Origin of the sequence: Pseudarthrobacter sp. NCCP-2145 (assembly GCF_023708005.1) — a bacterium.
In the GTDB taxonomy this organism is placed as follows: domain Bacteria; phylum Actinomycetota; class Actinomycetes; order Actinomycetales; family Micrococcaceae; genus Arthrobacter; species Arthrobacter oxydans.
Map to the genome: position 1 here is coordinate 145,933 of NZ_BRCG01000007.1, position 22,622 is coordinate 168,554.

General features: G+C 63.2%; 26 protein-coding genes. 6 read left to right on the plus strand and 20 right to left on the minus strand.

Annotated elements, in window-relative coordinates; all coding sequences use genetic code 11:
* Positions 1–54: 54 nt before the first annotated feature.
* The 3 genes from NFU08_RS08380 to NFU08_RS08390 all read left to right on the plus strand — a co-directional run bounded on the left by NFU08_RS08380 (position 55) and on the right by NFU08_RS08390 (position 2,659).
* The gene (locus NFU08_RS08380; RefSeq protein WP_013601812.1) at positions 55–1,065 is read left to right on the plus strand and encodes a DNA-directed RNA polymerase subunit alpha; all 1,011 of its coding nucleotides are present in this window, start codon (positions 55–57) and stop codon (positions 1,063–1,065) included.
* A 71-nt stretch (positions 1,066–1,136) separates the two neighbouring features.
* Positions 1,137–1,733 (plus strand): 50S ribosomal protein L17, encoded by a 597-nt coding sequence (rplQ, locus tag NFU08_RS08385; protein WP_251422158.1) that lies wholly within the window; start codon positions 1,137–1,139, stop codon positions 1,731–1,733.
* Between the two features lie 32 nt (positions 1,734–1,765).
* Positions 1,766–2,659: a tRNA pseudouridine(38-40) synthase TruA gene (locus NFU08_RS08390; protein ID WP_251422161.1), complete on the plus strand. Its 894-nt coding sequence runs from the start codon at positions 1,766–1,768 to the stop codon at positions 2,657–2,659.
* Here the strand turns inward: NFU08_RS08390 and NFU08_RS08395 are convergent.
* Positions 2,656–4,323 carry a cell wall metabolism sensor histidine kinase WalK gene (locus NFU08_RS08395; RefSeq protein ID WP_251422164.1) on the minus strand — a complete coding sequence of 556 codons (1,668 nt, stop codon included), beginning with the start codon at positions 4,321–4,323 and terminating at the stop codon, positions 2,656–2,658. The genes NFU08_RS08390 and NFU08_RS08395 overlap by 4 nt on opposite strands.
* A gap of 253 nt (positions 4,324–4,576) precedes the next feature.
* On the opposite strand from NFU08_RS08395, the gene NFU08_RS08400 reads away from it, so the two are divergent.
* Positions 4,577–5,365 (plus strand): response regulator transcription factor, encoded by a 789-nt coding sequence (locus tag NFU08_RS08400; RefSeq protein ID WP_251422167.1) that lies wholly within the window; start codon positions 4,577–4,579, stop codon positions 5,363–5,365.
* 6 nt (positions 5,366–5,371) lie between these two features.
* On the opposite strand, the gene NFU08_RS08405 is transcribed toward NFU08_RS08400, so the two are convergent.
* The 19 genes from NFU08_RS08405 to NFU08_RS08495 all read right to left on the minus strand — a co-directional run bounded on the left by NFU08_RS08405 (position 5,372) and on the right by NFU08_RS08495 (position 21,109).
* The gene (locus NFU08_RS08405; protein ID WP_251422171.1) at positions 5,372–5,836 is read right to left on the minus strand and encodes an Hpt domain-containing protein; all 465 of its coding nucleotides are present in this window, start codon (positions 5,834–5,836) and stop codon (positions 5,372–5,374) included.
* Between the two features lie 94 nt (positions 5,837–5,930).
* A complete protein-coding gene (locus tag NFU08_RS08410; RefSeq protein WP_251422174.1) occupies positions 5,931–6,815 on the minus strand; it encodes a type II secretion system F family protein in 885 nt (294 codons plus the stop codon).
* 7 nt (positions 6,816–6,822) lie between these two features.
* Positions 6,823–7,755, minus strand: a complete 933-nt coding sequence (locus tag NFU08_RS08415) for a type II secretion system F family protein (RefSeq protein ID WP_251422253.1) — start codon at positions 7,753–7,755, stop codon at positions 6,823–6,825.
* 8 nt (positions 7,756–7,763) lie between these two features.
* On the minus strand, positions 7,764–9,284 hold the full coding sequence (locus NFU08_RS08420) for a CpaF family protein (RefSeq protein ID WP_251422177.1): 1,521 nt from the start codon (positions 9,282–9,284) through the stop codon (positions 7,764–7,766).
* On the minus strand, positions 9,284–10,480 hold the full coding sequence (locus tag NFU08_RS08425) for an AAA family ATPase (RefSeq protein ID WP_251422180.1): 1,197 nt from the start codon (positions 10,478–10,480) through the stop codon (positions 9,284–9,286). Before NFU08_RS08425 ends, NFU08_RS08420 begins: the two co-directional genes overlap by 1 nt.
* Entirely contained in the window at positions 10,477–11,214 is a 738-nt protein-coding gene (locus tag NFU08_RS08430) for a Flp pilus assembly protein CpaB (RefSeq protein WP_251422183.1), read from the minus strand. The genes NFU08_RS08425 and NFU08_RS08430 overlap by 4 nt, the downstream gene beginning before the upstream one ends.
* 29 nt (positions 11,215–11,243) lie before the next feature.
* Positions 11,244–12,281, minus strand: coding sequence for a TadE/TadG family type IV pilus assembly protein (locus NFU08_RS08435; protein WP_251422186.1), 1,038 nt, complete (start codon positions 12,279–12,281; stop codon positions 11,244–11,246).
* Positions 12,269–12,643 carry a TadE/TadG family type IV pilus assembly protein gene (locus tag NFU08_RS08440; protein WP_251422189.1) on the minus strand — a complete coding sequence of 125 codons (375 nt, stop codon included), beginning with the start codon at positions 12,641–12,643 and terminating at the stop codon, positions 12,269–12,271. Before NFU08_RS08440 ends, NFU08_RS08435 begins: the two co-directional genes overlap by 13 nt.
* A gap of 95 nt (positions 12,644–12,738) precedes the next feature.
* Entirely contained in the window at positions 12,739–12,957 is a 219-nt protein-coding gene (locus NFU08_RS08445; RefSeq protein WP_174176687.1) for a Flp family type IVb pilin, read from the minus strand.
* 262 nt (positions 12,958–13,219) lie between these two features.
* Entirely contained in the window at positions 13,220–13,432 is a 213-nt protein-coding gene (locus tag NFU08_RS08450) for a Flp family type IVb pilin (protein WP_174176685.1), read from the minus strand.
* 8 nt (positions 13,433–13,440) lie between these two features.
* Entirely contained in the window at positions 13,441–14,313 is an 873-nt protein-coding gene (locus tag NFU08_RS08455; RefSeq protein WP_174176683.1) for a type II secretion system F family protein, read from the minus strand.
* A gap of 10 nt (positions 14,314–14,323) precedes the next feature.
* A complete protein-coding gene (locus NFU08_RS08460) occupies positions 14,324–15,277 on the minus strand; it encodes a type II secretion system F family protein (protein WP_251422192.1) in 954 nt (317 codons plus the stop codon).
* Complete coding sequence (locus NFU08_RS08465; RefSeq protein WP_251422195.1) at positions 15,277–16,734, minus strand: CpaF family protein; 1,458 nt, start codon at positions 16,732–16,734, stop codon at positions 15,277–15,279. The genes NFU08_RS08460 and NFU08_RS08465 overlap by 1 nt, the downstream gene beginning before the upstream one ends.
* Positions 16,731–17,930: an AAA family ATPase gene (locus NFU08_RS08470; protein ID WP_174176669.1), complete on the minus strand. Its 1,200-nt coding sequence runs from the start codon at positions 17,928–17,930 to the stop codon at positions 16,731–16,733. The genes NFU08_RS08465 and NFU08_RS08470 overlap by 4 nt, the downstream gene beginning before the upstream one ends.
* Positions 17,927–18,709, minus strand: a complete 783-nt coding sequence (locus tag NFU08_RS08475) for a Flp pilus assembly protein CpaB (protein ID WP_174176666.1) — start codon at positions 18,707–18,709, stop codon at positions 17,927–17,929. The genes NFU08_RS08470 and NFU08_RS08475 overlap by 4 nt, the downstream gene beginning before the upstream one ends.
* A 22-nt stretch (positions 18,710–18,731) precedes the next feature.
* Positions 18,732–19,700, minus strand: coding sequence for a Tad domain-containing protein (locus NFU08_RS08480; protein WP_174176664.1), 969 nt, complete (start codon positions 19,698–19,700; stop codon positions 18,732–18,734).
* The gene (locus NFU08_RS08485) at positions 19,688–20,086 is read right to left on the minus strand and encodes a TadE/TadG family type IV pilus assembly protein (protein WP_174176662.1); all 399 of its coding nucleotides are present in this window, start codon (positions 20,084–20,086) and stop codon (positions 19,688–19,690) included. The genes NFU08_RS08480 and NFU08_RS08485 overlap by 13 nt, the downstream gene beginning before the upstream one ends.
* A gap of 80 nt (positions 20,087–20,166) precedes the next feature.
* On the minus strand, positions 20,167–20,367 hold the full coding sequence (locus tag NFU08_RS08490) for a Flp family type IVb pilin (protein WP_174176660.1): 201 nt from the start codon (positions 20,365–20,367) through the stop codon (positions 20,167–20,169).
* Between the two features lie 280 nt (positions 20,368–20,647).
* Positions 20,648–21,109 (minus strand): prepilin peptidase, encoded by a 462-nt coding sequence (locus tag NFU08_RS08495; RefSeq protein ID WP_309296835.1) that lies wholly within the window; start codon positions 21,107–21,109, stop codon positions 20,648–20,650.
* 498 nt (positions 21,110–21,607) lie between these two features.
* On the opposite strand from NFU08_RS08495, the gene rplM reads away from it, so the two are divergent.
* Both rplM and rpsI read left to right on the plus strand, forming a co-directional pair.
* Entirely contained in the window at positions 21,608–22,051 is a 444-nt protein-coding gene (rplM, locus tag NFU08_RS08500) for a 50S ribosomal protein L13 (protein WP_015937805.1), read from the plus strand.
* A 38-nt stretch (positions 22,052–22,089) separates the two neighbouring features.
* Positions 22,090–22,596, plus strand: coding sequence for a 30S ribosomal protein S9 (gene rpsI, locus NFU08_RS08505; RefSeq protein ID WP_050684362.1), 507 nt, complete (start codon positions 22,090–22,092; stop codon positions 22,594–22,596).
* The last annotated feature ends 26 nt before the right edge of the window (positions 22,597–22,622 follow it).

A 22,622-nucleotide genomic window follows, 5' to 3' on the forward strand; every position in this document is an offset into this window, starting at 1 on the left:
TTTCCACCACCTGTGTTGCGTCATATAGCGGATGCTCGCCGAAAGGAAACCTAAGTGCTCATTGCACAGCGCCCCACCCTCTCCGAAGAGGTAGTCTCCGAAAACCGTTCGCGTTTCATCATTGAACCGCTGGAACCGGGCTTCGGCTACACCCTCGGAAACTCCCTCCGCCGTACCCTGCTCTCCTCCATCCCCGGTGCTGCTGTAACCAGCATCCGGATCGATGGCGTGCTGCACGAGTTCACCACGGTTCCGGGTGTCAAGGAAGATGTCACTGAGATCATCCTGAACATCAAGAGCCTCTCGGTTTCCTCCGAGCACGATGAGCCGGTTGTTGCGTACCTGCGCAAGCAGGGACCCGGAGTCGTCACCGCCGCGGACATCGCTCCGCCGGCCGGCGTCGAATTCCACAACCCGGATCTGCACATCGCCACGCTGAACTCGAAGGGCAAGTTCGAACTCGAACTGACCATCGAGCGCGGCCGCGGCTACGTTTCGGCAGCTCAGAACAAGTCCGGCGACGCAGAGATCGGCCGTATCCCGGTCGACTCCATCTACTCGCCGGTGCTGAAGGTTACTTTCCGCGTGGAAGCAACCCGTGTTGAGCAGCGCACCGACTTCGACAAGCTGATTGTCGACGTCGAGACCAAGCAGGCCATCGCCCCGCGCGATGCCGTCGCTTCCGCAGGCACCACCCTGGTGGAACTGTTCGGTCTGGCCCGTGAGCTGAACACCGCAGCTGAAGGTATCGAGATCGGCCCGTCGCCCACCGACGCTGCCCTGGCAGCCGACATGGCACTGCCGATCGAGGATCTGGACCTCACCGTCCGTTCCTACAACTGCCTCAAGCGTGAGGGCATCCACACCGTGGGTGAACTCGTTGCCCGCTCCGAGGCTGACCTGATGGACATCCGCAACTTCGGTGCCAAGTCCATTGACGAGGTCAAGGCAAAGCTGGTTGAACTGGGCCTGTCCCTCAAGGACTCGCCTCCCGGTTTTGACCTCGCAGCACGCGCCGCAGCAATCGAAGAGGACGACGCCGCCTTCGGCGACGACGAACTCTAAACCAGACCTTGGCCGGCGGGCAGGCACCATGGTGTGCACAGCCCACGGCTTCCATTTGAGGAGAAACAATTATGCCTACCCCCACTAAGGGTCCGCGCCTCGGAGGCGGCCCGGCTCACGAGCGCCTCATGCTCGCGAACCTGGCAGCATCCCTGTTCGAGCACAAGCGGATCACCACCACGGTGACCAAGGCCAAGCGCCTGAAGCCGTACGCAGAGCGCCTGGTCACCTTCGCCAAGCGTGGCGACCTCGCTTCCCGCCGCCGGGTCCTCGGCCTGATCAGCAACAAGGGCGTCGTCCACGAGCTGTTCACCGACATCGCCCAGGCAGTGGAGAACCGCGACGGCGGCTACACCCGCATCACCAAGATCGGCAACCGCAAGGGCGACAGCGCTCCCATGGCTGTCATCGAGCTGGTTCTTGAGCCGGTTTCCGCCAAGCAGGCCGTTGTAGCCGAGGCTACTTCCGCTGCGAAGCGCGACGCCGACAAGAAGGAAGCCGCTGCTGCTCCCGTTGCAGAAGAGGCTCCCGAGGCTGAGGCCGCTGAGGCTCCCGCCGCTGAAGAAGCTGCTGAGGCACCTGCCGCTGAAGAAGCTGCAACCGAAGAGGCTCCGGCCGCCGAGGAAGCACCCGAGGCTCCCGCAGCCGAGGAAAAGGACGCGAAGTAATTCGCTGATGTTCTTCGCATAGACTTGGGTCTATGAACGACCAAAAACCCGCGGCCCCCGTATTGGGGGGCGGCGGGTTTTTGCGTGTCCGGCTTGATGTGTCGTACGACGGCGGCCCCTTCAGCGGGTGGGCGCTGCAGCCGGGCCGGAGGACCGTCCAGGGCGTCCTGGAGGAAGCCCTGCACCTGCTGGTCCGGCGCCCTGTCCGCGTGACCGTGGCCGGGCGCACGGACGCCGGCGTTCACGCCCGCGGGCAGGTGGTCCACCTGGACCTGACGGAAGCCGAGTGGCAGGGACTGCCGCGGGGGCACGAACTCGATCCCGCCGTCGCCATGCTGCGCCGTGTCCGGGGTGCCTTGAGCCGGATCCTCGGCGACCTGACAGGCGCCGTTGAGGTGCACCGGATTTCGCTGGCGCCCGCGGGCTTTGACGCCCGCTTCTCCGCCCTCTGGCGCCGGTACAGCTACCGCATTGCGGACGGGCCCGCCCTGTGGGATCCGCTGGAACGCTACTTCACCCTTTGGCACAAGAACCCGCTGGACGTTGTGCTGCTCAACGAGGGCGCGTCCAAGCTGCTGGGGCTCCAGAACTTCCTGTCCTTCTGCAAGCCCCGGGAGGGCGCCACCACCATCCGTGAGCTGCAGCGTTTTGAGTTTGCGCGGGGGGAGGACGGCGTCATTGTTGCCACGGTGCAGGCCGACGCGTTCTGCCACAACATGGTCCGGGCCCTGATCGGGTCTGCGCTGTACGTGGGGGAGGGCGTCGAGGAACCCTGCTGGCTGCACGAGCGGCTCCTGGCGAAAAAGCGGGACGCTAAGTCGGTCCTCGCCGCGCCGCACCCGCTGGTGCTGGAGGAGGTCGCCTACCCGTCCGACGACGAATTGCTGGCCCGGGCAGAGCTGACCAGGGCGCTGCGCGAACACTAGAACGACGGCGGAGGGCCGTCCGCGGGCAGGGTGACCGTGAACGTGCTGCCCTTTCCCTGGCCGCTCTCGCAGCTGATGGTGCCGCCGTGCCCCTCCACGATCATCTTGGTGATGGAAAGTCCCAGCCCGGCCCCCGAGATTGAAGCGCGCTGGGCGGATTCCGTGCGGAAGAAGCGTTTGAACACCCTGGCGCTGTCCTCCCGGGACATTCCCATTCCGGTATCGCTGACGCTGAGCTGGACCCAGTCCTTGCCCGCGCGGGCGCTGATGCTCACCGTGCCGCCGTCGGGGGAGTACTTGATGGCGTTGGACACCAGGTTGTCCAGCGCCTGGCCTATCCGGAGCGGATCCGCGTAGGCCCACAGGGGCGAGGGCACGTCCGCGCTGAGCCGGATGTGGGCCCGCTCTGCCTGCGCCTGCGCCGACCCCAGGCTCGTCTCCACCAGGCTGGCGAGGTCCGTCCTTTTCGGATGCACATTCAGGGCAGTCGACGCCGACGCCGTCAGGTCCGCCACGAGGGCCAGCAGCCGTTCCGCGTTCCGCTGGACCACCCGCAGGCGGTGGGCCACCTGCGTCGGCAGGGCGCCGTCGTCGTCCAGCACGAGGTCTATGTTGCCGATGATGGAGTTGAGTGGCGTCTTGAACTCGTGGGACACATTCGAGACGAGCTCCTGGTTGGCGGCCAGCGCCTCCACCCAGCCGGTGACGTCGGTGTACACCACTACCGCGCCGTTGAAGCTGCCGTCCTCGCCCACCAGGGGCCTGGCGGCCGTGGACACGGCGCGCTGGTCCGCTCCCTCTCCGGCCCAGACCAGGTAGTCCGCGAAGGACTCCCCGGCGATGGCCCGGCTGATCGGGCGTTTCCCGGGCGGCAGCAGGGTGCGCCGGTCCTGCCCGAAGATCAGTTGGTGGCCCTGTCCCGGCAGGGCGTCGTCCGCGCCCGTTGCCTGGCGGAAATGCCGCTGCCGGTTGTTGGATACCAGCAGCTGCCCGGAACGGTCGACGGCGGCAATGCCCACGTCTGTGGCGTCCAGGACCGTCTGGAGAAGCTTTTCCCGCTCCCGGCTTTCGTGCAGCAGCGTCCGCAGTTCCCTGTCCTTCTGCGCCAGTTCCTGCTGCTGGAGCCGAAGGTGCACGCTGGCGAAGCGGATGGCGAGGGAGACGGACAGCATCATGAGGGGGAAGAGGATCACGGTGGTGATGTCTGAGGCGGTCAGAGCGGGGAAACGGCCGGCCAGTGACGGGACCATGATGAGCATGGTGCCGAAGAAACTCAGGACCAGGCTGCTCCGGGCCAGCATGCCCGAGGCCGAGAGCCAGATCACCGGGAAGACCGCCAGGACTGCCAGTCCCGGGAGCAGGGGAGCGGCTCCGTTCCGGAGCAGCCCGATGGCCAGGAAATCCAGGATCGGGACCAGCAGGTAGGGCCGGTGGGCCAGGCGCTCCCAGGGCACCAGGAGGCAGCCGAGGAACAGGGCGCCGTGAAGGAGGATGCCGGACAGGTAGACGGGGCTGTGCAGCAGGGTTGGCCAGGCGAAGGGAGTGGCCACGGCCAGCGCCGCCACGATCAACGTCAGCGGCAGTTGGCACAGGGCCACCTGCGCCCTTGGTCCGAGGCCACGGAAGAAGCGGGCAGATCCGCGCTGGAACAGGTGCTCAGCCACTGGTTGGATTCGGGTCCCGCGGCCTGGACCGGTCAGCCGGTCCGCGCGTGCGCTCGAATTCCTGCTGGCCACTCTTTGGCACGTCCTTTCGTCGCATAATCCACATGTCTTGTCATAGTAATTGACTTTCCAGATTGACTGCTGAAAAGGATGTGATCAGCTGGGCTTACTAGTAGCGTATAAATGGTTGGAGCGGGTATGGCATTGGCGCTGGGCTGATGGGGGGCCATGTCCGCCTGGCACAGGGATATCAATGGATGAACTTGGTGTGGCTGTAGTAATTGAAGACGATGCCGACGTACGCAACCTCCTTGAGGGAGTGCTGACCCAGGCAGGATTCGAAGTGCATACAGCGGTGGACGGACGTGCCGGCGTGGAAGTGGTCCGCAGCAAGCAGGCCAATGTCGTCACGCTGGATATCGGGCTTCCGGACATTGACGGGTTTGAAGTGTTGCGGCGGATCCGCCACTTCAGCAACGCCTACGTGGTGATGCTGACCGGCCGGACAGAGGAGCCGGACCTCTTGTCTGCGCTTAACGCCGGAGCTGACGACTACATCGCCAAACCCTTCCGGCCCAGGGAGCTGCGGGCGCGGGTGGCCGCCATGATGCGGCGGCCGAGGCATGAGATCAACGGCCAGAGGCCCGCGCCGGCATGGGGAGCGCCTGCCACGGCGGCCGCAGCGCCGGGCAGCCACGATTCGGCCGTCCTGCAGCATAACGGCCTGACTCTGAACCACCGCACCCGGACAGTGGAGATCAAAGGCGAACCGCTCGGGCTGACCCGCAGCGAATTCGACCTGCTCCACGTGCTGCTAAGGGGCGGCGGGGCGGTGTGCACCCGGGCTGACCTGGTGCGGGCTGTGCGCGGCGAGTTCTACGAGCATGACACGTACATCAGCGAAGCGGACGAGCGCGCCGTCGAAGTCCATGTGGGCAACCTGCGGCGCAAGCTCAAGGAGGACCAGCTGTCCCCGCGCTGGCTCCAGACGGTCCGCGGCGTGGGCTACCGGCTGGCCCCCAGCAGGCCGTTCGAGGACTAGGCGGGGTCAGTCGTTTTCCAGGATGTAGGTGGCCTGGAGTTCGGTGACCGTCTGCCCGCCGTCCTGGGCCACGCGTTCCATGAGCGCCCGGCCCTGGCCGAAGTCGCCCAGGCGGATCACGGACTCCAGCAGTTCCGCGAGTTTCGCCAGCCGCAGGCCGCCCACCATGGCGGACGTGATCTTGAGGCTGATGACGGCGTCCAGGGCGGAGGCTCTGTCCTGTCCGTCCACCGCCGCAGCCAGCCGGGCGTAGCGCTGGTCCCACATGGCGGCGTAGTCGCGGGCGAACCGCTGGGCGAGGCCGGAGCCGGCCAGCTCGTCCTCCAGCTCTTCAAGGACGGCTGCGTCAACGAGCGGCAAGAGACCGGCCGCTTCCTGTGGCCGTGCAGTCCCGGCGGCTGAAGAGATCCCTGGCTGCAGGGAGCCCGCAGCGGCGGCCTCGCGGCTGGTGCCGGGATCTTGACTGTGCATTGTTCAAGGCTACTTCCTGAAATTCTTCCGTTGTCCTATTTCGGGGGATCCTGTGGAAACCTTGAGCGATCTTTCAGCCGGGACTGCGTTGGCTTTACTGTCCGCTGAAAGTCACCACGGTATTAATGACGGCCGGTCCAAGAATGGCGATAAAGAGAACCGGGAATATGAAGAAAAGCAGCGGAAACAGGATCATCACCGGGAGTTTCATCGCCTTCTCCTCGGCCCGCTGGCGCCGCTTTACCCGCATCACCTTGGCCTGCACCCGCAGCACCCGGCTGATGGCAATGCCGTAGGTGTCCGCCTGGACCACGGCCTGCACAAAGCTGCGCAGCTCCGGAATGCTGGTCCGTTCGGCCAGGGCGGTATAGGACTCACGCCGGCTGCGGCCCACCTGCATGTCCTGCAGGGTCCGGACCAGTTCTTCAGCCAGCGGCCCCTTGCCGTTTTCCCCTGCACGGGCCATGGCGCCTTCGAAGCCGAGTCCCGCTTCCACGGAAATCAGCATCTGGTCCAGGGTGTTGGCCAGTTCCAGCTGCATGACCTTCTGGCGTTCCTGCCCCTTGCTGTAGAGCAGGAGGTCCGGGATGAAGTAGCCCAGGAACAGGACAAAGAGGCCGCAGAGCTTCATCAGCGGTGTGCTCCCGATAGCCGTCAGGTAGATGCCCACCGTGATGCCCGCCAGGCCTATCGCCAGCTTGGAGCCGAGGACCTTGCCCAGCGGCATCGAGGCCGGCCGGCCGGCGAGGGCAAGCAGCCGGTCAAGGAAGGCGACATACGCGGGGGGAGTGAGGAGCCGGCCGACGCCTTCAAGCATTCCGGGTTTGCCGGTGGCTGCGACCGTGACCGGCGCGGCGCCGCGGGCCAGGAGCTCGGTGGCTGCCAGGCGGCCCTGCTTGTCCACCGTCAGGACGGACCATGCCAGCCCGGCCAGGGGGACGCAGACCAGCAGGATGGAGAGGAGAACTGTCAGGTTCATGGCGTCCTCAGAACTTCAGGTCGATGATCTTGCGCATCCACAGCGCACCGATGGTCATGAGCACAAACGAAGCCCCGATCATGGCCCAGCCCAGGGGATGGGTGAACATGGAGTTCATGTAGTTCGGGCTCACAGCAAGCAGCATGGCCACAATGCCGAACGGCATGGCGATGAGGATGTAGGCGGAGAACTTGCCCTCGGCCGCCAGGGCTTTGATGTGGCCCTTGATTTCGGCGCGCTCCCGGATGGTTTCGTTAACCTGGTCCAGGACGTCGGCCAGGTTGCCGCCCACCTCGCGGTTGATCTGGATGGCCTGGGAGATCCAGACGAAATCCTCGTTCTTCATCCGGTCCGCGGTGTCGTTGAGGGCGGCCAGCAGGTCCCTGCCCAGGCTGGTCTCCGTGATCACGCGCCGCATTTCCTCCGACGTTGGCTTCTGTGATTCTGCCGCCGCAGCATCGATGGCGCGCAGGATGCTGTGCCCGGCGCGGAGGCCGCCGGACAGCAGCTGGAGGGTGTCGCCCAGCTGGCCGTCGAAGGTGGCCCGCCTTTTTCCGGCAAGGAATCCCAGGACGAGTTTGCCGGCCATCGGTGCCAGCAGTGCCAGGAGGAGCCCCACCAGGGGTCCCACGGCGACGGTGCCCACCAGCATCCCTACGCCTGCGCCGATTCCCACCAGCAGGAAGAACTCGGCCTGGCTGAGCCGGAGCCCGGCGTTTTCAAGCTCGGGCCGTGCAAAGAGGGGGATGTTCCGGCCGGCGAGGAGCCGCTCGAAGGACCGGACGGCGGAGAGCGCCAAACGCGTCAGGGAAGAGGGAGGTTCGGGATCAAAGGGACGACGGCGGTCCAGCGGCACGTCCGGCGCGCTTGGCAGCAGCACCGCGGCGCCGAACAGGGCCACGGCTGTGAGGAGGACGGCGGTTCCGGCAGCAAGGATCATGGCGTCCGTCACCGTCCGCCGTGGTTCTGGCCCGCCGCCGCCTGGGGTCCGGCGAAGACGCCGGGGGAGACGTGGATGCCCAGGTCCTCGAACCGGTCGATGAACCGGGGCCGGATGCCGGTGGCCACGGGCTTGCCGAGGAAGCGGCCGTGGGCGTCCACTCCGGCGGAGTAGTCGAAGACGAAGGCGTCCTGGAGGGTGACGATGTCCCCTTCCATGCCCTGGACTTCGGTGACGTGGGTGATGCGACGGGAGCCGTCACGGAGCCGGGAGATCTGGACGATGAGGTTGACGGCGGAGGCGATCTGTTCGCGGATGGCGCGCAGCGGCAGGTCCATGCCGGCCATCAGCACCAGGGTTTCGAGCCTGGCCACCGCGTCCCGGGGCGAGTTGGAGTGGACCGTTGAGAGGGAGCCGTCGTGGCCGGTGTTCATGGCCTGGAGCATGTCCAGCGATTCCCCGCCGCGGACCTCGCCCACCACAATCCGGTCCGGGCGCATGCGCAGCGAGTTCCGCAGCAGTTCGCGGATGGTCACTTCGCCCTTGCCCTCGGTGTTCGGCGGGCGGCTTTCGAGCCGGACCACGTGCTGCTGCTGGATCTGCAGTTCCACGGCGTCCTCGATGGTCACGATCCGTTCGTCCGCGGGCAGGAAGGAGGACAGGACGTTCAGGAGGGTGGTCTTGCCGGTGCCGGTACCGCCCGAAACGATGATGTTGAGCTTGGCCTTGACGCAGGCGTTGAGCAACTCGGCCATCTCGGGGGTGAGGGTGCCGAAGTCGATCAGGTTGCGGACAGTGAGGGGGACCTTGCTGAATTTACGGATGGTCAGTGAGGAGCCGCCCACGGCCAGCGGAGGGATGACCGCGTTGACGCGTGAGCCGTCCTCGAGGCGGGCGTCCACCAGCGGGGAGGACTCGTCGATGCGGCGGCCCACCTTGGAGACGATCCGCTCGATGACCTTGCGCAGGTGGTCCTCCGAGCTGAAGCGGGACTCCGTCAGGGTCAGCTTGCCCTTGCGTTCAACGTAGATCTGGTCCATCCGGTTGACCATGATCTCGGTGACGGCGGGATCGTCCAGCAGGCGTTGGAGGGGCCCGAAGCCCAGGACGTCGTCCGAAATATCCTGGACAAGCCGGGTGCGTTCCTCGGGCGTCAGCGGAACCTGTTCGGCGTCGATGATCCGGCTCAGTTCCTCCTTGGCCGTGCTCCGCAGCTCGTGCTCTGTGGCCGTTGCGTCGTTGAAGCGCGCGCCCATCCGCTCAAAAAGCGCGGTAGCCGCCCGGTGCTTCATGGCGGCGAACACATCCACGGACTGTGCCTTGGGCACTGAGGGAACTGAAGGCACAGGGGAGGCACCGGCGTCGGACGTTGGAACCACGACGGCGGGAGCGGCGGGCAGGTGCCGCGGCTCGCCCTCCCGGGTTCTGGCCGGGGCAGCCGCGGGACGCGGGGGCTCGAGCACGGCAACGCTGCTGCCGGCGGACTGGTTGCGGTCCTGGACCGCGCTGATCCGTTCGGAGAGTTTCATCAGATGACCACCCTTCGGTGCAGCTTCCGCTGGGTCTGGGTACGCCACGCCGGGTTAAAGCGCTCCACCAGCTGGCGGAGACTTTTGACGGCGGGGTCCTTTTTGGATTCCTGGAGGACGGGGATGCCACGGTTGGTGGACAGGGCCACGGCGCGGGACCGGGGAACGCTGACGTCCACCGGGGCGCCGATGGTGGACTCGACATCCCGGACGTTGAGGCCGGCCTTGGCGTCGGCCATGTTCAGGACCACGTGCCGGGATTCGGGCATGATCTCCAGCTGGCGGAGCACCTCGAGGCCCGAACGCAGGCCGCGGAGGCTGGGGATGTCCATGGCGCTGACCCACACGACGTCGGTGCACTGTTCCATGGCGGCGAGGCCGATTTCGGGCATGCCGGGGGCCGTGTCCAGGACGACGTACTGGAATTCCTGGGCAAGCTGTTCCAGCAGTCGGGTGACCTGCTCCGGCGTGATGTGGTCCGCGTCCACCGGGTTCGGCGGCGCGCACAGGGCGTAGATCCCGGCGGGGTGCACCGTGAGGAAGGCCTTGAGGACCAGGGAGTCCTGGGCTGCGGCGGGGGTGACGGCGTCCGTGACCGTGTGTTCGGGGTTGAGGTAGAGGCCGGAGGCGACGTCGCCGAACTGCAGGTCCAGGTCCACGATGACCACGCTCATGGGGGCGATCTGGCCCAGGCCGATGGCGATGTTCGTGGCGAGTGTGGTTTTGCCGACGCCGCCCTTGGGCGAGAAGACGCCGATGACCAGGCCCTTGCCGCCGTTGTCCGCCGCCTGTGTTTCGGGGCTCCGGTGCCGGGTGGCGAACGACTGGCAGGCGCGCTCCAGCAGCACACGGATCTCGGCGGCGTCCGCCTGCGGGCTGAGGATGTCCCTGATGCCGGCGCGCATGGCGTGGACCAGGAACGACGGGTCGATGTCGCTGACCAGCACCAGGCTGAGGCCGGGGAGCTGGACGTCGAAGACCTTGGCGAACCGCAGGGCCTCCTCGTAGGGGACATCCGGGCCGATGATCAGGACTTCGGGCTGCTCCTGGTTGAGGAGCGCGAACAGTTCGGCGGGGCCCGCGGGGAGGATGTCCGAGGCGATGGTCTGGACGGAGCCGCGGAGGCCATGGGCGACGGCGGCGCGCAGCTTCTGGTCGAACTCGCCGCTGGGGGAGAGGAGGACGAACCGGCTCACTTGTATACCACTTCCTTGCGTTCGATCCGGGGTCCGTTGTCCTGGGCGTCCAGGGGTTCCTTGGTGAGCCAGAGGCTGCCGTTGATTGACGTGAAGATGATCTTGGCGGCGTCGACGTCGCTGACGGCCACGGTCAGCATGAGGGAGCCTTCGGGGAGGGCTGTGTTCTCTTCGCCTTCGGCAGTCTCGGCGCTCGCCGCCCCTTGGACACCGGTGACGAGGACTTTGCGGAGGGTGAGCTGCGTGGTGGCGTCCTCCGCTCTGGCTTTGTAGGCGCCGTTGTCGAAGTTCAACGAGATGCCTACATGGTCTCCGACGTTGATCCGTCCGCCGACGACCCGCTGCGGCTCCAGCTGGAAGGAGACTTCCTGAAGTCCGGCGGGGACCTCAACAGCGCCCTGTTCTTTGAGGTCGGCCGGGGCAACGAGCCGCTCGTCCAGGAGCTGTTCGCCTGGGACGAGGTCCACTGCGCTGACGGTGTTGGCTTTTCCGTCCAGGGTGCTGAGGGCGCTGTCGGATTTTCCTGCTGCCGGGACCTTCTCGATGACCAGGGAAGCGGCCATGTCGTTGACCGGGGTGCCTGCCGGAATGGCGGTCTTGACCACCAGGACGTCCACGGGTTCGGTGGAGGCGAGGGCGCGCTGGTCGGCGCCGTTCGCGTAGAAGATGATGAGGAGGGCTCCCACGAGCGCCAGGGCAACCGCGGCCGTTCCGGCGAGCAGGCGAGACTTCACTTTCAGCTCCTGAATATTTGGGGTGGTGGCTAGAGGGTGGGGCGGGCGATGGTGGCGCCGTATTCGTCCACGGGTCCTAGGGTGTAGCCGTCGGCGAGGGAGACGTACTTGACGAAGCTGCCGATGACGCCGCGGCACTCACCTTTACATTCGGTGGCGGTGGTGACGCCCGTCGTCGTGGATCTTTCACTTCGGAATTCGTACGGTAGGCCGGTGCCGCCGCTGAATTTCCAGCCGGTGACTTTGAAAGCGGCGAAGGAGACAAGCCCGTAGATGGCGCCGGCGCCGGTCCCGGTGACCTTGTTGAACACCGGTAGGAGCACGATGACGTCCCGGCCGGCGGTGATGTCACTGGCCCAGCGGTTGAGTTCGGTAGCGCAGTTGCCCGGCGCATTGTTGCCGGGGTCGCTGCCGCCCTCGCTGACGGCGAGGTCGATGGTGCCGCCGCACTTTCCGGCGTCCTGGACCAGCCAGCCGAAGCCGCCCTGCACTGCCGCCCCGGACGGGCCGTAGTTGCAGTCGGCGTTGGCGTTCTTTCCGTGTTCCTGGAGGAGCTGGAGGCTGCCGCCGATGTTGTCCTTGACCTGGCAGATGGAGAATGCCAGGGGGAAAGCGGTGCGGCCGGCCTTGGGGCTTCCCCAGATGGCCGATGCCCGGGCACCCACTTCTTTGGTGGGAACGCCGAGGACGTCCGCGAAGAAGAGGGAGACGGAGTTGTCAGTGCCGCCTGGTTCCTTGGCGGAGGTGGTGACGCTGACTTTCCGTGCGGTTGTGTCGAGCTCGATGGTGTGCACTTTGCTCATGCCGTCCAGCGCGTTCTGGTTGGCCAGGCTGGTGGCGAGGGTGGACGTCGTGGAACACACCGGATCCGCTGCATTCCGTGCGCACTTCTGCGCCAGGGCAATAGCGGAGGCGTCGGCCCCATTCTGGAGCTGTGCACGCTCCGAGTAGATCACCCCGACGTCCACGGCGATGGCCACGAAGCCGAGGAGGGTCACCATGAGGATGGCGACGATGACGCTGATGGCGCCATTTTCGTTCGCTTTGTCCTGGGTCAGCCGCCGCACAGCATGACCCCTTTGCCGGTCATCGGGAAGGGGCCGGCAATGCCGGTGATGGTGGAGAGTTTGTACTTGATGGTGAGGGTCACCTGGGCGCCCGTGCTGCACGCGCTGGTGCTGAGCGTGATGTCCGAGGTGGGGATGGTGCTGCTGACGGATGCTGCCGCGTTCTGGGCGGCGGTCTTGGCTCCAGCCGGATCGTTGCCAATGGCCATGACCCGGACGCCGTCGCGGGCTGCGTTGGTGAGGGTGATCTGGGCGTTGTAGGCGCGGCCGAATTCGATGGTGCCCAGGACAAGCATCAAGAGGAGGGGCAGCAGGATCGCGAATTCGACGGCGGCTGCACCGCGTTCCGAATCGTGTGACACCTGCTGCACCTCCTCTAGGATGACTCGTGTTCTGTGCCTGCTTCTTTGAGGCGGTGCGGTTCCGATATGGGGGGCCGGAACCGGGGTCGAAAGATTTAGCCGCCTACAACCGGGGCGGCAGGGGCGAGCTCATTGTTGACGGAGTCGAAGAAGCCGTCGAGGGTGCCGCCCAGGGTGCTGACAGCAACGATGATGACGACTGCGATGAGGCCGACCATGATGCCGTATTCAACGGCGGTGGCACCCTTTTCTTCGTTGAGTCGGTTCTTGAGGTTGAAACCGAGGGTCTGAAGGGTAGCGATGAGAGAAAGCATTTGTACTCCTGAGCGAGACGGGGATGGCTGGCCCTGCACCAGCACTGAAACGAAGTTAGCAAGCAGATCTGCCACTAATCCCGGATCTTGAAGCATCCTGCGCAAAGGCTTTACACGGTGTATTTCTCCTGCGTTTTTGCTGGGTCCTTGCTGCGCTAACGCTGGATTTCTCAAGTCCGTGAACACACAAGCGGACCCCCTCGGTTCTGGGTGCCGAGGGGGTCCGGTATGTGGGGCGCCTGGCGGCGCTGCGGCGGGAAGACTATGGGATACCGAGAGCAGTCTTCACGCCAGTGGTGAGGAAGCCGAAAAACAAGTTGAGTGAGGTCCCGAACAGACCCACACCGGCGACAATCACCATTGCTATGAACCCAGTGAGGATGCTGTACTCCGTCGCGGTGGCGCCGCGTTCCTGGTCGCTCAGGCGGGTGAACCACGCGGCCACCCGGAGCACGATCACAGTCAGACGATTCATAATTCCTCCTAGGAAAAGGCGGCGACGATGTTCATGACGGCCGGCCCCAGCAGGATGATGAAGAGGGTCGGAAAAATAAAGAAGATAAGAGGAAAGAGGATCTTCACTGGAATCTTCATCGCGTGTTCCTCGGCCCGTTGCCGGCGCTTAAGCCTCATCTCGTGGGCCTGAACCTTCAATACCTTTGCGATGGCAATGCCGTACGCATCGGCTTGGACAATGGCCCGAATGAAGGAACGAAGGTCGGGTACGTCGACGCGATCAGACATTGCCAGGTAGGCCTCCTTGCGGGAACGTCCCACCTGCATATCCTGCAAAGTGCGGGTCATCTCATCCGCCAGCGGTCCGCTGCCATTTTGGGCGGTGCGGGCCATCGCAGCCTCGAATCCCAGGCCCGCCTGCACCGAGATCAGCATCTGGTCCAGGGTATTCGGCAGCTCCTGGCGAATTTTCGCCCTCCGCTTCTCAGCATTGGTGCGTACCAGTAGGTCCGGTGCGAAGTACCCGAACGCCAGCGCCGCGACAAGAACTGCAAAGCGTGCGGGTGCCGGTGAGGCGAGGAAGTTGAGGAGCCCAAGGACGCCGGCGCCGAGCGCCAGCGTTGGCTTCACAATCAGTAGCCGCTCCAGCGGCCAATCTTTTGGTCGGCCTACGGCCGCCAGCTGCTTGTCGAGCCAGGCAACGTAGCCTACTGGCGTGGCTTTGCGTGCAATAGCGCCGAACTCTGCCGCGAGGTTCTGCGGCGCCGCATTCCTTGCGCGCTGACCAAGATTGGCTTGGATGTTTCGCAAGGCAACCCTGTCAGTTGCCGCGACGGACCATACCAGGTACGTGATGGGCAGAATTATGGCCAGAATTGCCCCAAGCGCCATGGGTGACATGTCGACCCTCCTAGTACTTCGGTTTGATCAAGCGGCTGAGCCAGAGGCCGCCGGCTGTAAGCATCACAGCTGCGGCGCCAAGCATGAGGAATCCTGGGACCGTGCTAGTGAACGTCTTGGCGTACTGCGCGTTGATCAGGATCAGAGCGAAGAAAAGCACCACCGGGAGTCCCATGAGAACCGCCGCCGACATCTTTCCTTCTGCGCTGAGGGCTTTGACCTGGCGTCTGATCTGATTCCGATCCCGGATGGTCTCACCCACGTGGTCAAGCACTTCAGCAAGGTCACCGCCCACTTCCCGATGTATCTCGATGGCCTGGGAGATCCATGCAAAGTCCTCACTGCCCGTACGTGCGGAGACGTCGATCATGGACTCCCGAAGGTCCCGCCCGATCCTGGTTTCGTTGACGATTCGGCTAAGCTCCTCGGACATTGGAGCATCCGTCTCCCGAGCCGAAGCATCAATTGCCCGCATGAGGCTGTGCCCTGCCCGCATGCTCCCCGTCAGCATTTGCAGTGTGTCGGGGAGTTGCTCGTCGAACTTGCTCTTGCGGCGCGAGGTCAATACGGAAAGGTAAGCCATCATGCCGGCAGGTACGACTGCGATCATCAGAATCGCGAAGAACAGCCCACCCAAAAGGAATCCGAAGACGCTGCCAGCGACCGTGCCTGCACCCATCATGAGCAGGAAGTCGGCGGGTTGGGTTTTGAGGCCTGCCCGCTCGAGTTTCTCCCGGCTTACCAGGAAGTCGTTTTTTCCCTTCAGCTGCTTGTTAATTGCCCCCACCGCCGAATCGGTTAGGACGGTCAGCCTTGAGCTGGCGGAGACGACGTCCGGCCGACGCCGCGAGAGGGGGATCGCGTTTCCGGGCTTGAGGACGACGACGAACAGAACTGTCATCGCAGTAAGGATCATCAGCACGCCCACTAAGAACATCAGCATTGGGGCTTCGGGAGCTTCCATCACCGTCCCCTGACCGCTTGAGCGCCGAATACAGCGGGAGAGATCTTAATGCCGAGCTCCTCAAAACGGTCCGTGAAGCGTGGCCGCACCCCCGTGGGAATCGGCTTCCCCAGGAAACGTCCGTTGGCATCTATGCCGGCCGAGTAGTCGAAGACAAAGGCGTCCTGAAGCGTGACGATGTCTCCCTCCATTCCCTGGACCTCCGTGATGTGCGTTACCCGCCGGGATCCGTCACGAAGCCGCGAAATATGCACGATGAGGTTTACGGCTGATGCGATCTGCTCCCGGATGGCTCGAAGCGGAAGGTCCATACCCGCCATGAGGACCAAGGTCTCCAACCGGGCCACTGCATCCCTGGGGGAGTTCGCGTGGACGGTTGAGATCGAGCCATCGTGGCCCGTATTCATTGCCTGGAGCATGTCCAAAGACTCACCACCGCGGACTTCACCAACAACGATCCGGTCTGGCCTCATGCGAAGAGAGTTGCGCACCAAATCACGGATGGAAACTTCGCCCTTGCCTTCGATGTTTGCCGGCCGGCTCTCCAACCTGACGACGTGGTCCTGTTGGAGTTGCAGTTCAACCGCGTCCTCAATGGTGACGATGCGGTCCGTGGCCGGAATGAAGGATGAGAGAACGTTCAGCATCGTCGTCTTTCCGGTACCCGTACCGCCTGACACGATGATGTTCATCTTGGCGAGGACGCATGCCTGCAAGAGCTCTGCCATCTCAGGGGACAAGCTGCCAAAGCTGATCAGCTTTTGAACAGTCAGCGCCTCCCTGCCAAATTTTCGGATGGTGAGGGACGCGCCATTGACGGCCAGGGGCGGAATGATGGCGTTCACGCGTGAACCATCTGGCAGGCGGGCGTCCACGAGCGGCGACGACTCGTCGATCCGCCGGCCGATGCGCGTCACGATGCGTTCGATCACTCGCCGCAGCGCCTCTTCGGAACTGAACTTGGTATCCGTGAGGAACAAGTGGCCGTTACGCTCCACATAGATTTGGTCAGCCCGATTGACCATGATTTCCGTGACTGTAGGGTCGTCCAGATAACGCTGCATCGGCCCATGGCCCAAGACATCGTCGATGATTTCCCGGGTTAGCCGCTGGCGCTCGCCCTGTGACAGGGGGACCTGCTCTTCATCGACGACGGCTTTCAGTTCGTCTTTGACGAACTGGTGAAGCTCTGTTTCGTCCAAGGAGGAGTCGGTGATTCGCGATCCCAGCCGTTCGTACAGTGCTTGGCTGGCACGCTCTTTCAAACCCGACAAGGCTTCGCTGGCGTTTCCGGTGGTCACCTCCATCACAGCGGGGGCCTGAGCCTGCTGCGTCGCCTGCGCCTGCTGGATGGCGCCGAGTGTAGCTGGCTGTGGCTGTGATGGGGAAGAGGCCGGCACCTCAAGGCCGCCGACTTCGTCGCCGCGCAACTTCGCGAATCGATGTGAGAGAGTCACTGGACTACCGCCCTTCTGTGCAGCTTCTTGCGTGGAGCCTCCCAGTTCGGTTTGAAGCGCTCCACCAGCTGCCTGAGGCCTTTCGCTGCCGGGTCCCTACTCCCGTCCTGCAGTAGGGGAACGCCTTTGTTAGTGGAGAAGGGGACATTCCTGGAACGGGGAAGGACTATGTCTACCGGAGCACCGATTGTCGCTTCTACGTCCTGAACCGTGAGGCCGGTCTTGCGATCGGCCATGTTGAGGATCACGTGTCGGTGATCTGGGAGCAGGTCAAGCTCCGAAAGAATCTGGAACCCCGTTCGCAAACCCCGAATGCTCGGAATGTCCATGCCGCAAACCCAAACAGCATCTGTTGCTTGTTCCAGGGTTGCGAGGACGTGTTCACCAAGCCCTGGAGCCGTATCCACCACTACGTACTGGAATTCGGCGCGGAGCTGGCGCAAGAGGTGACTGATGTGTTCGCCGCTAATCCTGTCCATATCAATGGGGTTGCGGGGGGCACAGAGGACGTAGATGTTGCCGGCGTGCAGCGTCAGGTAAGTCTTGAGGACCATGGCATCTTGGCTCGCCGCGCCAACAACTGCGTCCGTAATAGTGAAGTCGGGCTCCAACATGAGACCACTGCCGATGTCACCGAACTGGAGATCCAGATCCACCACAACGACGCTCATGGGAGCGATTTGTCCCAGACCGATGGCAAGGTTGCTGGCGATCGTTGTTTTGCCAACGCCACCCTTGGGCGACATGACGGCGATAACCCGGCCTCCCTCGGTAGTGGGACGTTCCGCCGTGTTGGGACTCAGTCCGCGTCGACGACCAGCCGCAGCAAGGCTTGCGCGTTCCACCAACGCCCTCACCTGGTCCATGTCGGCCGAGGGCGGAAGGAGATCCCGGATGCCGGAACGCATGGCGTTCAGTGCCAGCTCGCCGTCGTCGTCCGCAGCCAAAACAATGCTAATTTCGGGGTACTGCAGGTCCAAGATGGCTGCGAACTTCAGTGCCTCATCCTGGGGCAGCCCGGGGCCAAGGATCAGGACCTCGGGCGGTTCGCCGGCTTGCTGCCGAAGGATGTCCTCCGGGGATTCGGGCAGGTAAGCCGCCTGGAAGTACTGAAGCGATCCACTCAAGGGGGCTACGGAAGCCCGAACTTTGCGTTCATAATCTACGGAGGGTGAGATCAAAATGAAGCGGCTCATCGGAATACCTTTGTCTGGTTGACGACTCCGCTGGTGCCCTCGGTGGCGCTCGCCGGCTCTTTCGAGAGGTAGATCTTCCCGAATTCCGCGGCGTACACCAGTTTTTCAGCATCAACGGCGTTCCTGGCGAATGTGATCAGGTAGGAGTCGCTTGAAGTCTGCTTAGCCTGGCTGTCTGCATTGAGGGCGCCCTGCGAGCTGGCTTGCGTCGCCTCCCCCTGGGTCTGCGCTGCCTGGCCTGAGCTGAACTGGACCGCCGTCACAAGGACTTTGTGGAAAGTCAGCTGAGTCCCGCTGCCACCCTCCGCTTCAGCTCCGCCAGCGTCGCCGAGCGAAATGAAGACCCCCACTGTGTCGCCGGCTTGTATCTTGCCGCCAACGACCCGGTCGATGCTGAGGCGAACTGTGATTTCCTGTAGTCCTTCGGGAACCTCCACCCGGGCGGGTCCCAGGAACGCGTTTGCGTCCACCATGCGGCTGTTGAGCAGTTGTTCTCCAGGCTGCAGGGCAACGGCCGTTACTTTCGAGCCAAGAGATCCCAGGTCGTCAACAACGCCTTCGGCCACCGCTGTCCGCGGAACAGTCTTCGTGATGAGGTACTGGCCGAGTTGGCTGGCCGGAGTGCCAGCCGCCACCTCCTGCTTTACCACTAGGACGTCGTCCGTTTCTGTGTTGGCAAGAGCCCGGCGATCGGCCCCTTGCACGTAGTTGAAGAGAAGGACAGTGCCTATGATTGCGACAACCAATGCGGCGATGCCTCCCAGTAGGCGTGCTTTCATAACTTTCCCCTTTTGTGGATTTCTACTTCACGAGGTGTGGTGGCAGTTCGGCGCCTCCGCCGGAATAACCGCCACCGCCGTATAACGCCGGATCGGCGACCCAGCTGACAAACTTTCCCCGAACTCCGCGGTTCGTTCCCCCGAGGCCCGTTTGATCGCCCCCAGTTGATCCAGGAAAGCTGTAGCCCAAGAGCAGGAAGGCTGCATAGCCTTTGATGTAATACTTCGCGTTAGCGCCCGTTCCTACGACGGATGAGAAGACAGGAAACAGGATTACCTGGTTCAGGTACGTAGGTATGAGGTCCTTGCATTCCGATGGGAAACTTAGGCCCGTTTTTGATATTGCGTACGGATCTACAACACCGGCTGTCGTCGTGTCATCCGGATGCACGGTTGCCTCGCATTCGCCGGAATCCGGGATGAGCCATTCGAAGCCGCCCGGGATTGGCGCTCCCGAAGGACTGTCGCTCACACAGCTTTCGCTGCCGTGCGTGAGGATTGTGTGGATGGCTCCGTCTACGTCGAACTGACACGGCGCGAAGGTCAGCGGCAGAGCTGCGGGACCGGATCCTGGCGAACCCCAAGCAGCCGTTGAGGTCGCTCCGACCGTCACGGGCCCCGCGTTGAGGGCACTGGCAAACATCTTTGTCAGGAAGCTAGAGGACCCGCTTTTGGTTGACGTAGTTACAGTCACCTGCCCGGCGACACTAAGGTCGACTGTGGCATCACTTAGACCGTCGTTGGAGTTGGCGTTGGCCAAAGGGCCAGCCAGCGAAGTTGTGCAAGGCCCGGGGTCACAACTCTCTGCGACAGCCAGCGCCCCGGCGTCGGCGCCATTCTGAAGTTGCGCCCGTTCCGCATATATCTGGCCAACATCGACGGCTACGGCACCAACTCCAATGAGCACCACCATCATGACAGCAACTGTCACTCCCGCGGCGCCCTGTTCATCTGGCTCAGGAAACTTATATTTTGAAGTTAGCCACCGCATTGCATGGCTCCTTTACCTGTCAGGGTCAATGAGGACCCGAAAAACCCCGTGAGCGAGGTACCGGTGTAAGTCACGGTGACAGTCGCGTTTGGAGCGGGCGTGGTGGCAGGGCAACCTGCCGCGGAATAGTCGAACGTCAGCAGGCCGGTGTTAATCGAAGGAGCACCGGCTTTGCCGGCAGCCGTTGCTTGCGCTGAGTCCTTCGTGATGGCCATAGTCCTGGCTGCCTCGCGAGACGCTTGCGTCACCGACACTTGAATGTTGTAGGCGTTTGCGAACTCAACGATGGCGATGATCAAAGCGAGGAGGATCGGAGCAATGAGAGCGAATTCGACGGCCACCGCACCTCGTTCTTCATCCGGCGGACTGCTGTGCCTGCGTTTCAAAGGAACCCCTTGGACTAATTTCGGCTGAGATGAGTACGGTGTGCCGCGCAATATGGCGCGGCACACCGTGAACTTTTGGACTACCAGGTGCCGACCGTGGTGCCCAGGGTGCTGAACCACTTGTCCAGCTCTCCGCCGAAGAATCCGACGCCGGCGACAAGGACAAGGGCAATAAGTCCTACCAGCAGTGAGTACTCCGTCGCAGTTGCGCCCTTCTCGGATTCGAAGCGCTCCTTGATACCGGCGATGAAAGCAGTCATTGAGACCATGAGAGAAGTCATTGTAATTTCCTTAAATTCGGTGAAATTGGATTTGTTTGATTTCAACGAATTTCCAGCTGCCCCCATAATTCCCTAGCGGCTGGACTTCGCTAATAAGAGATTGTCATTCGGGGGGTGAGGGCAACAATGCGTAGTGGTACTCGACTTTTTCAAGGTGCGCCAAAAGTACGTACTCGAAAGTGGGCGACAGTACTCAGGCAGGTATGCGAGTACATGGGTCCGCTACTTGGAGGGCGGTGTTTGTGAGGAGGGGCAAAGCCTAAAGGTTCCCAGAGCCCGGTTACCGGAGGAAGAGCAAGGTGCCCGCCAAGGCGCCGAGCATGGAGGGCCCGTGAGCTACTTCCGTGGCTTCTTTCCGGCCTTTTTTGCTCAGGACTGCGACTGTAACAAGGCCGTTAAAGATGAAGCAGAGGAGACCGCCGTACAGCAGTTGGCCCCAGCCTAGGTACCCGAGGTACAGGCCCACTGGTGCAGCGAGCTTTACGTCGCCCATTCCGATGGCGCCGGGGGAGATAAGGCCCAGGATAAGGTAACCGGCAAACAAAATCAGGGCTCCTAGTACCGAGCGAAGCAGGTTATCGGCCTGCAGGTTAAGCAGCCCTGGCATTAGCAAGAGAAAGAAGCCGCCGGCGAGAAGTATGAGTACGAGCGGGTTGGGCAGCAGATGCAGCGCGATATCGATCCGCGACAGCTGAACGCCGATGACCGCCAGAAAAATAAATGCGGGGAGAGAAAGATCCATTCCTAGCCGCCAAGTAAAGGCGCCGCACAGAATGCCGGTAAGTACCGCCGTCGTAATCCTTATGGGTGCGGTATTACGACAGCCCAGCCGCGGAAGCCGCCGTGCAATAGCGCTTTCGGTAAGAGGAGATAAGGCCAGACCTAAGAGGGTGGCTGAGACGACCAGGAGCAACCCGGCGGAACCGTCCATTCCTGATGCAACCACGCGACCCCCTGCGTCCGTCAGGCCGGCAGGCACTTGGGCAACCTCCGGCTCCCCCATTTTGACCCTGAAGCCCTTAACACGCTAATCTTGGGAGTCGTTGTGCGTGTCCTATTCCGATGGTGCGTGCCCGCTTGAGAATCCGGTTGCAGGATAACTACTCAACGTGCACATTCGGAACCACAGGATGACTGGTTACATAGAGCCCTCACCTCTGTTCCGGTAGCGCGCAGATAGTAGGTGCACGAGCTAGTGACACCTAAACAAGAACGCCAGAACAAGAACGAGGCAAACACCGTGCGTACGTACACCCCGAAGCCCGGCGATATCAACCGCCAGTGGCACGTCATTGACGCCACAGACGTTGTCCTTGGTCGTCTCGCGAGCCAGACCGCAATCCTGCTGCGCGGCAAGCACAAGGCCACCTTTGCGTCCCACATGGACATGGGCGACTTCGTCATCATCATCAACGCCGAAAAGGTTGCCCTCACCGGCGCCAAGCTGGAGCAGAAGCGCGCATACCGCCACTCCGGCTACCCGGGCGGCCTGACCTCCGTCAACTACGCGGAACTCCTGGAATCCAACCCGGTCCGCGCCGTGGAGAAGGCCATCAAGGGCATGCTCCCGAAGAACTCCCTCGCTGCCCAGCAGCTGGGCAAGCTGAAGGTATACCGCGGTGCTGAGCACCCGCACGCCGCCCAGCAGCCCAAGACTTTCGAAATCACCCAGGTCGCCCAGTAGTCCTGGCCACCAAACAACTTATCTATACAAGGAGAATCGTGGCTCAGAACGAAGAGACCACCGAAGCCGTTGAGGCTGAGGAAACCCTGACCAGCTACACCTCTGAAAGCTCAGCTGCTGACGCCGCTGCGCCGAAGAAGGAGCGCCCGGCCCTGACCGTTGCCGGTGCAGCTGTTGGCCGCCGCAAGGAAGCCGTTGCACGTGTTCGCGTCGTCCCCGGCTCCGGTAAGTGGACCATCAACGGCCGTGCGCTGGACAACTACTTCCCGAACAAGCTGCACCAGCAGGACGTCAACGAGCCCTTCAAGATCCTTGATCTCGAAGGCGCCTACGATGTCATCGCCCGCATCCACGGCGGCGGCATCTCCGGCCAGGCCGGCGCACTGCGCCTCGGCATCGCCCGTTCGCTGAACGAGATCGACGTCGAGAACAACCGCGCCACCCTGAAGAAGGCCGGTTACCTGTCTCGCGACGCCCGCGTTATCGAGCGTAAGAAGGCCGGTCTCAAGAAGGCCCGCAAGGCTCAGCAGTACTCCAAGCGCTAACCCCCGCTTACACAGAAGCCCGTCCC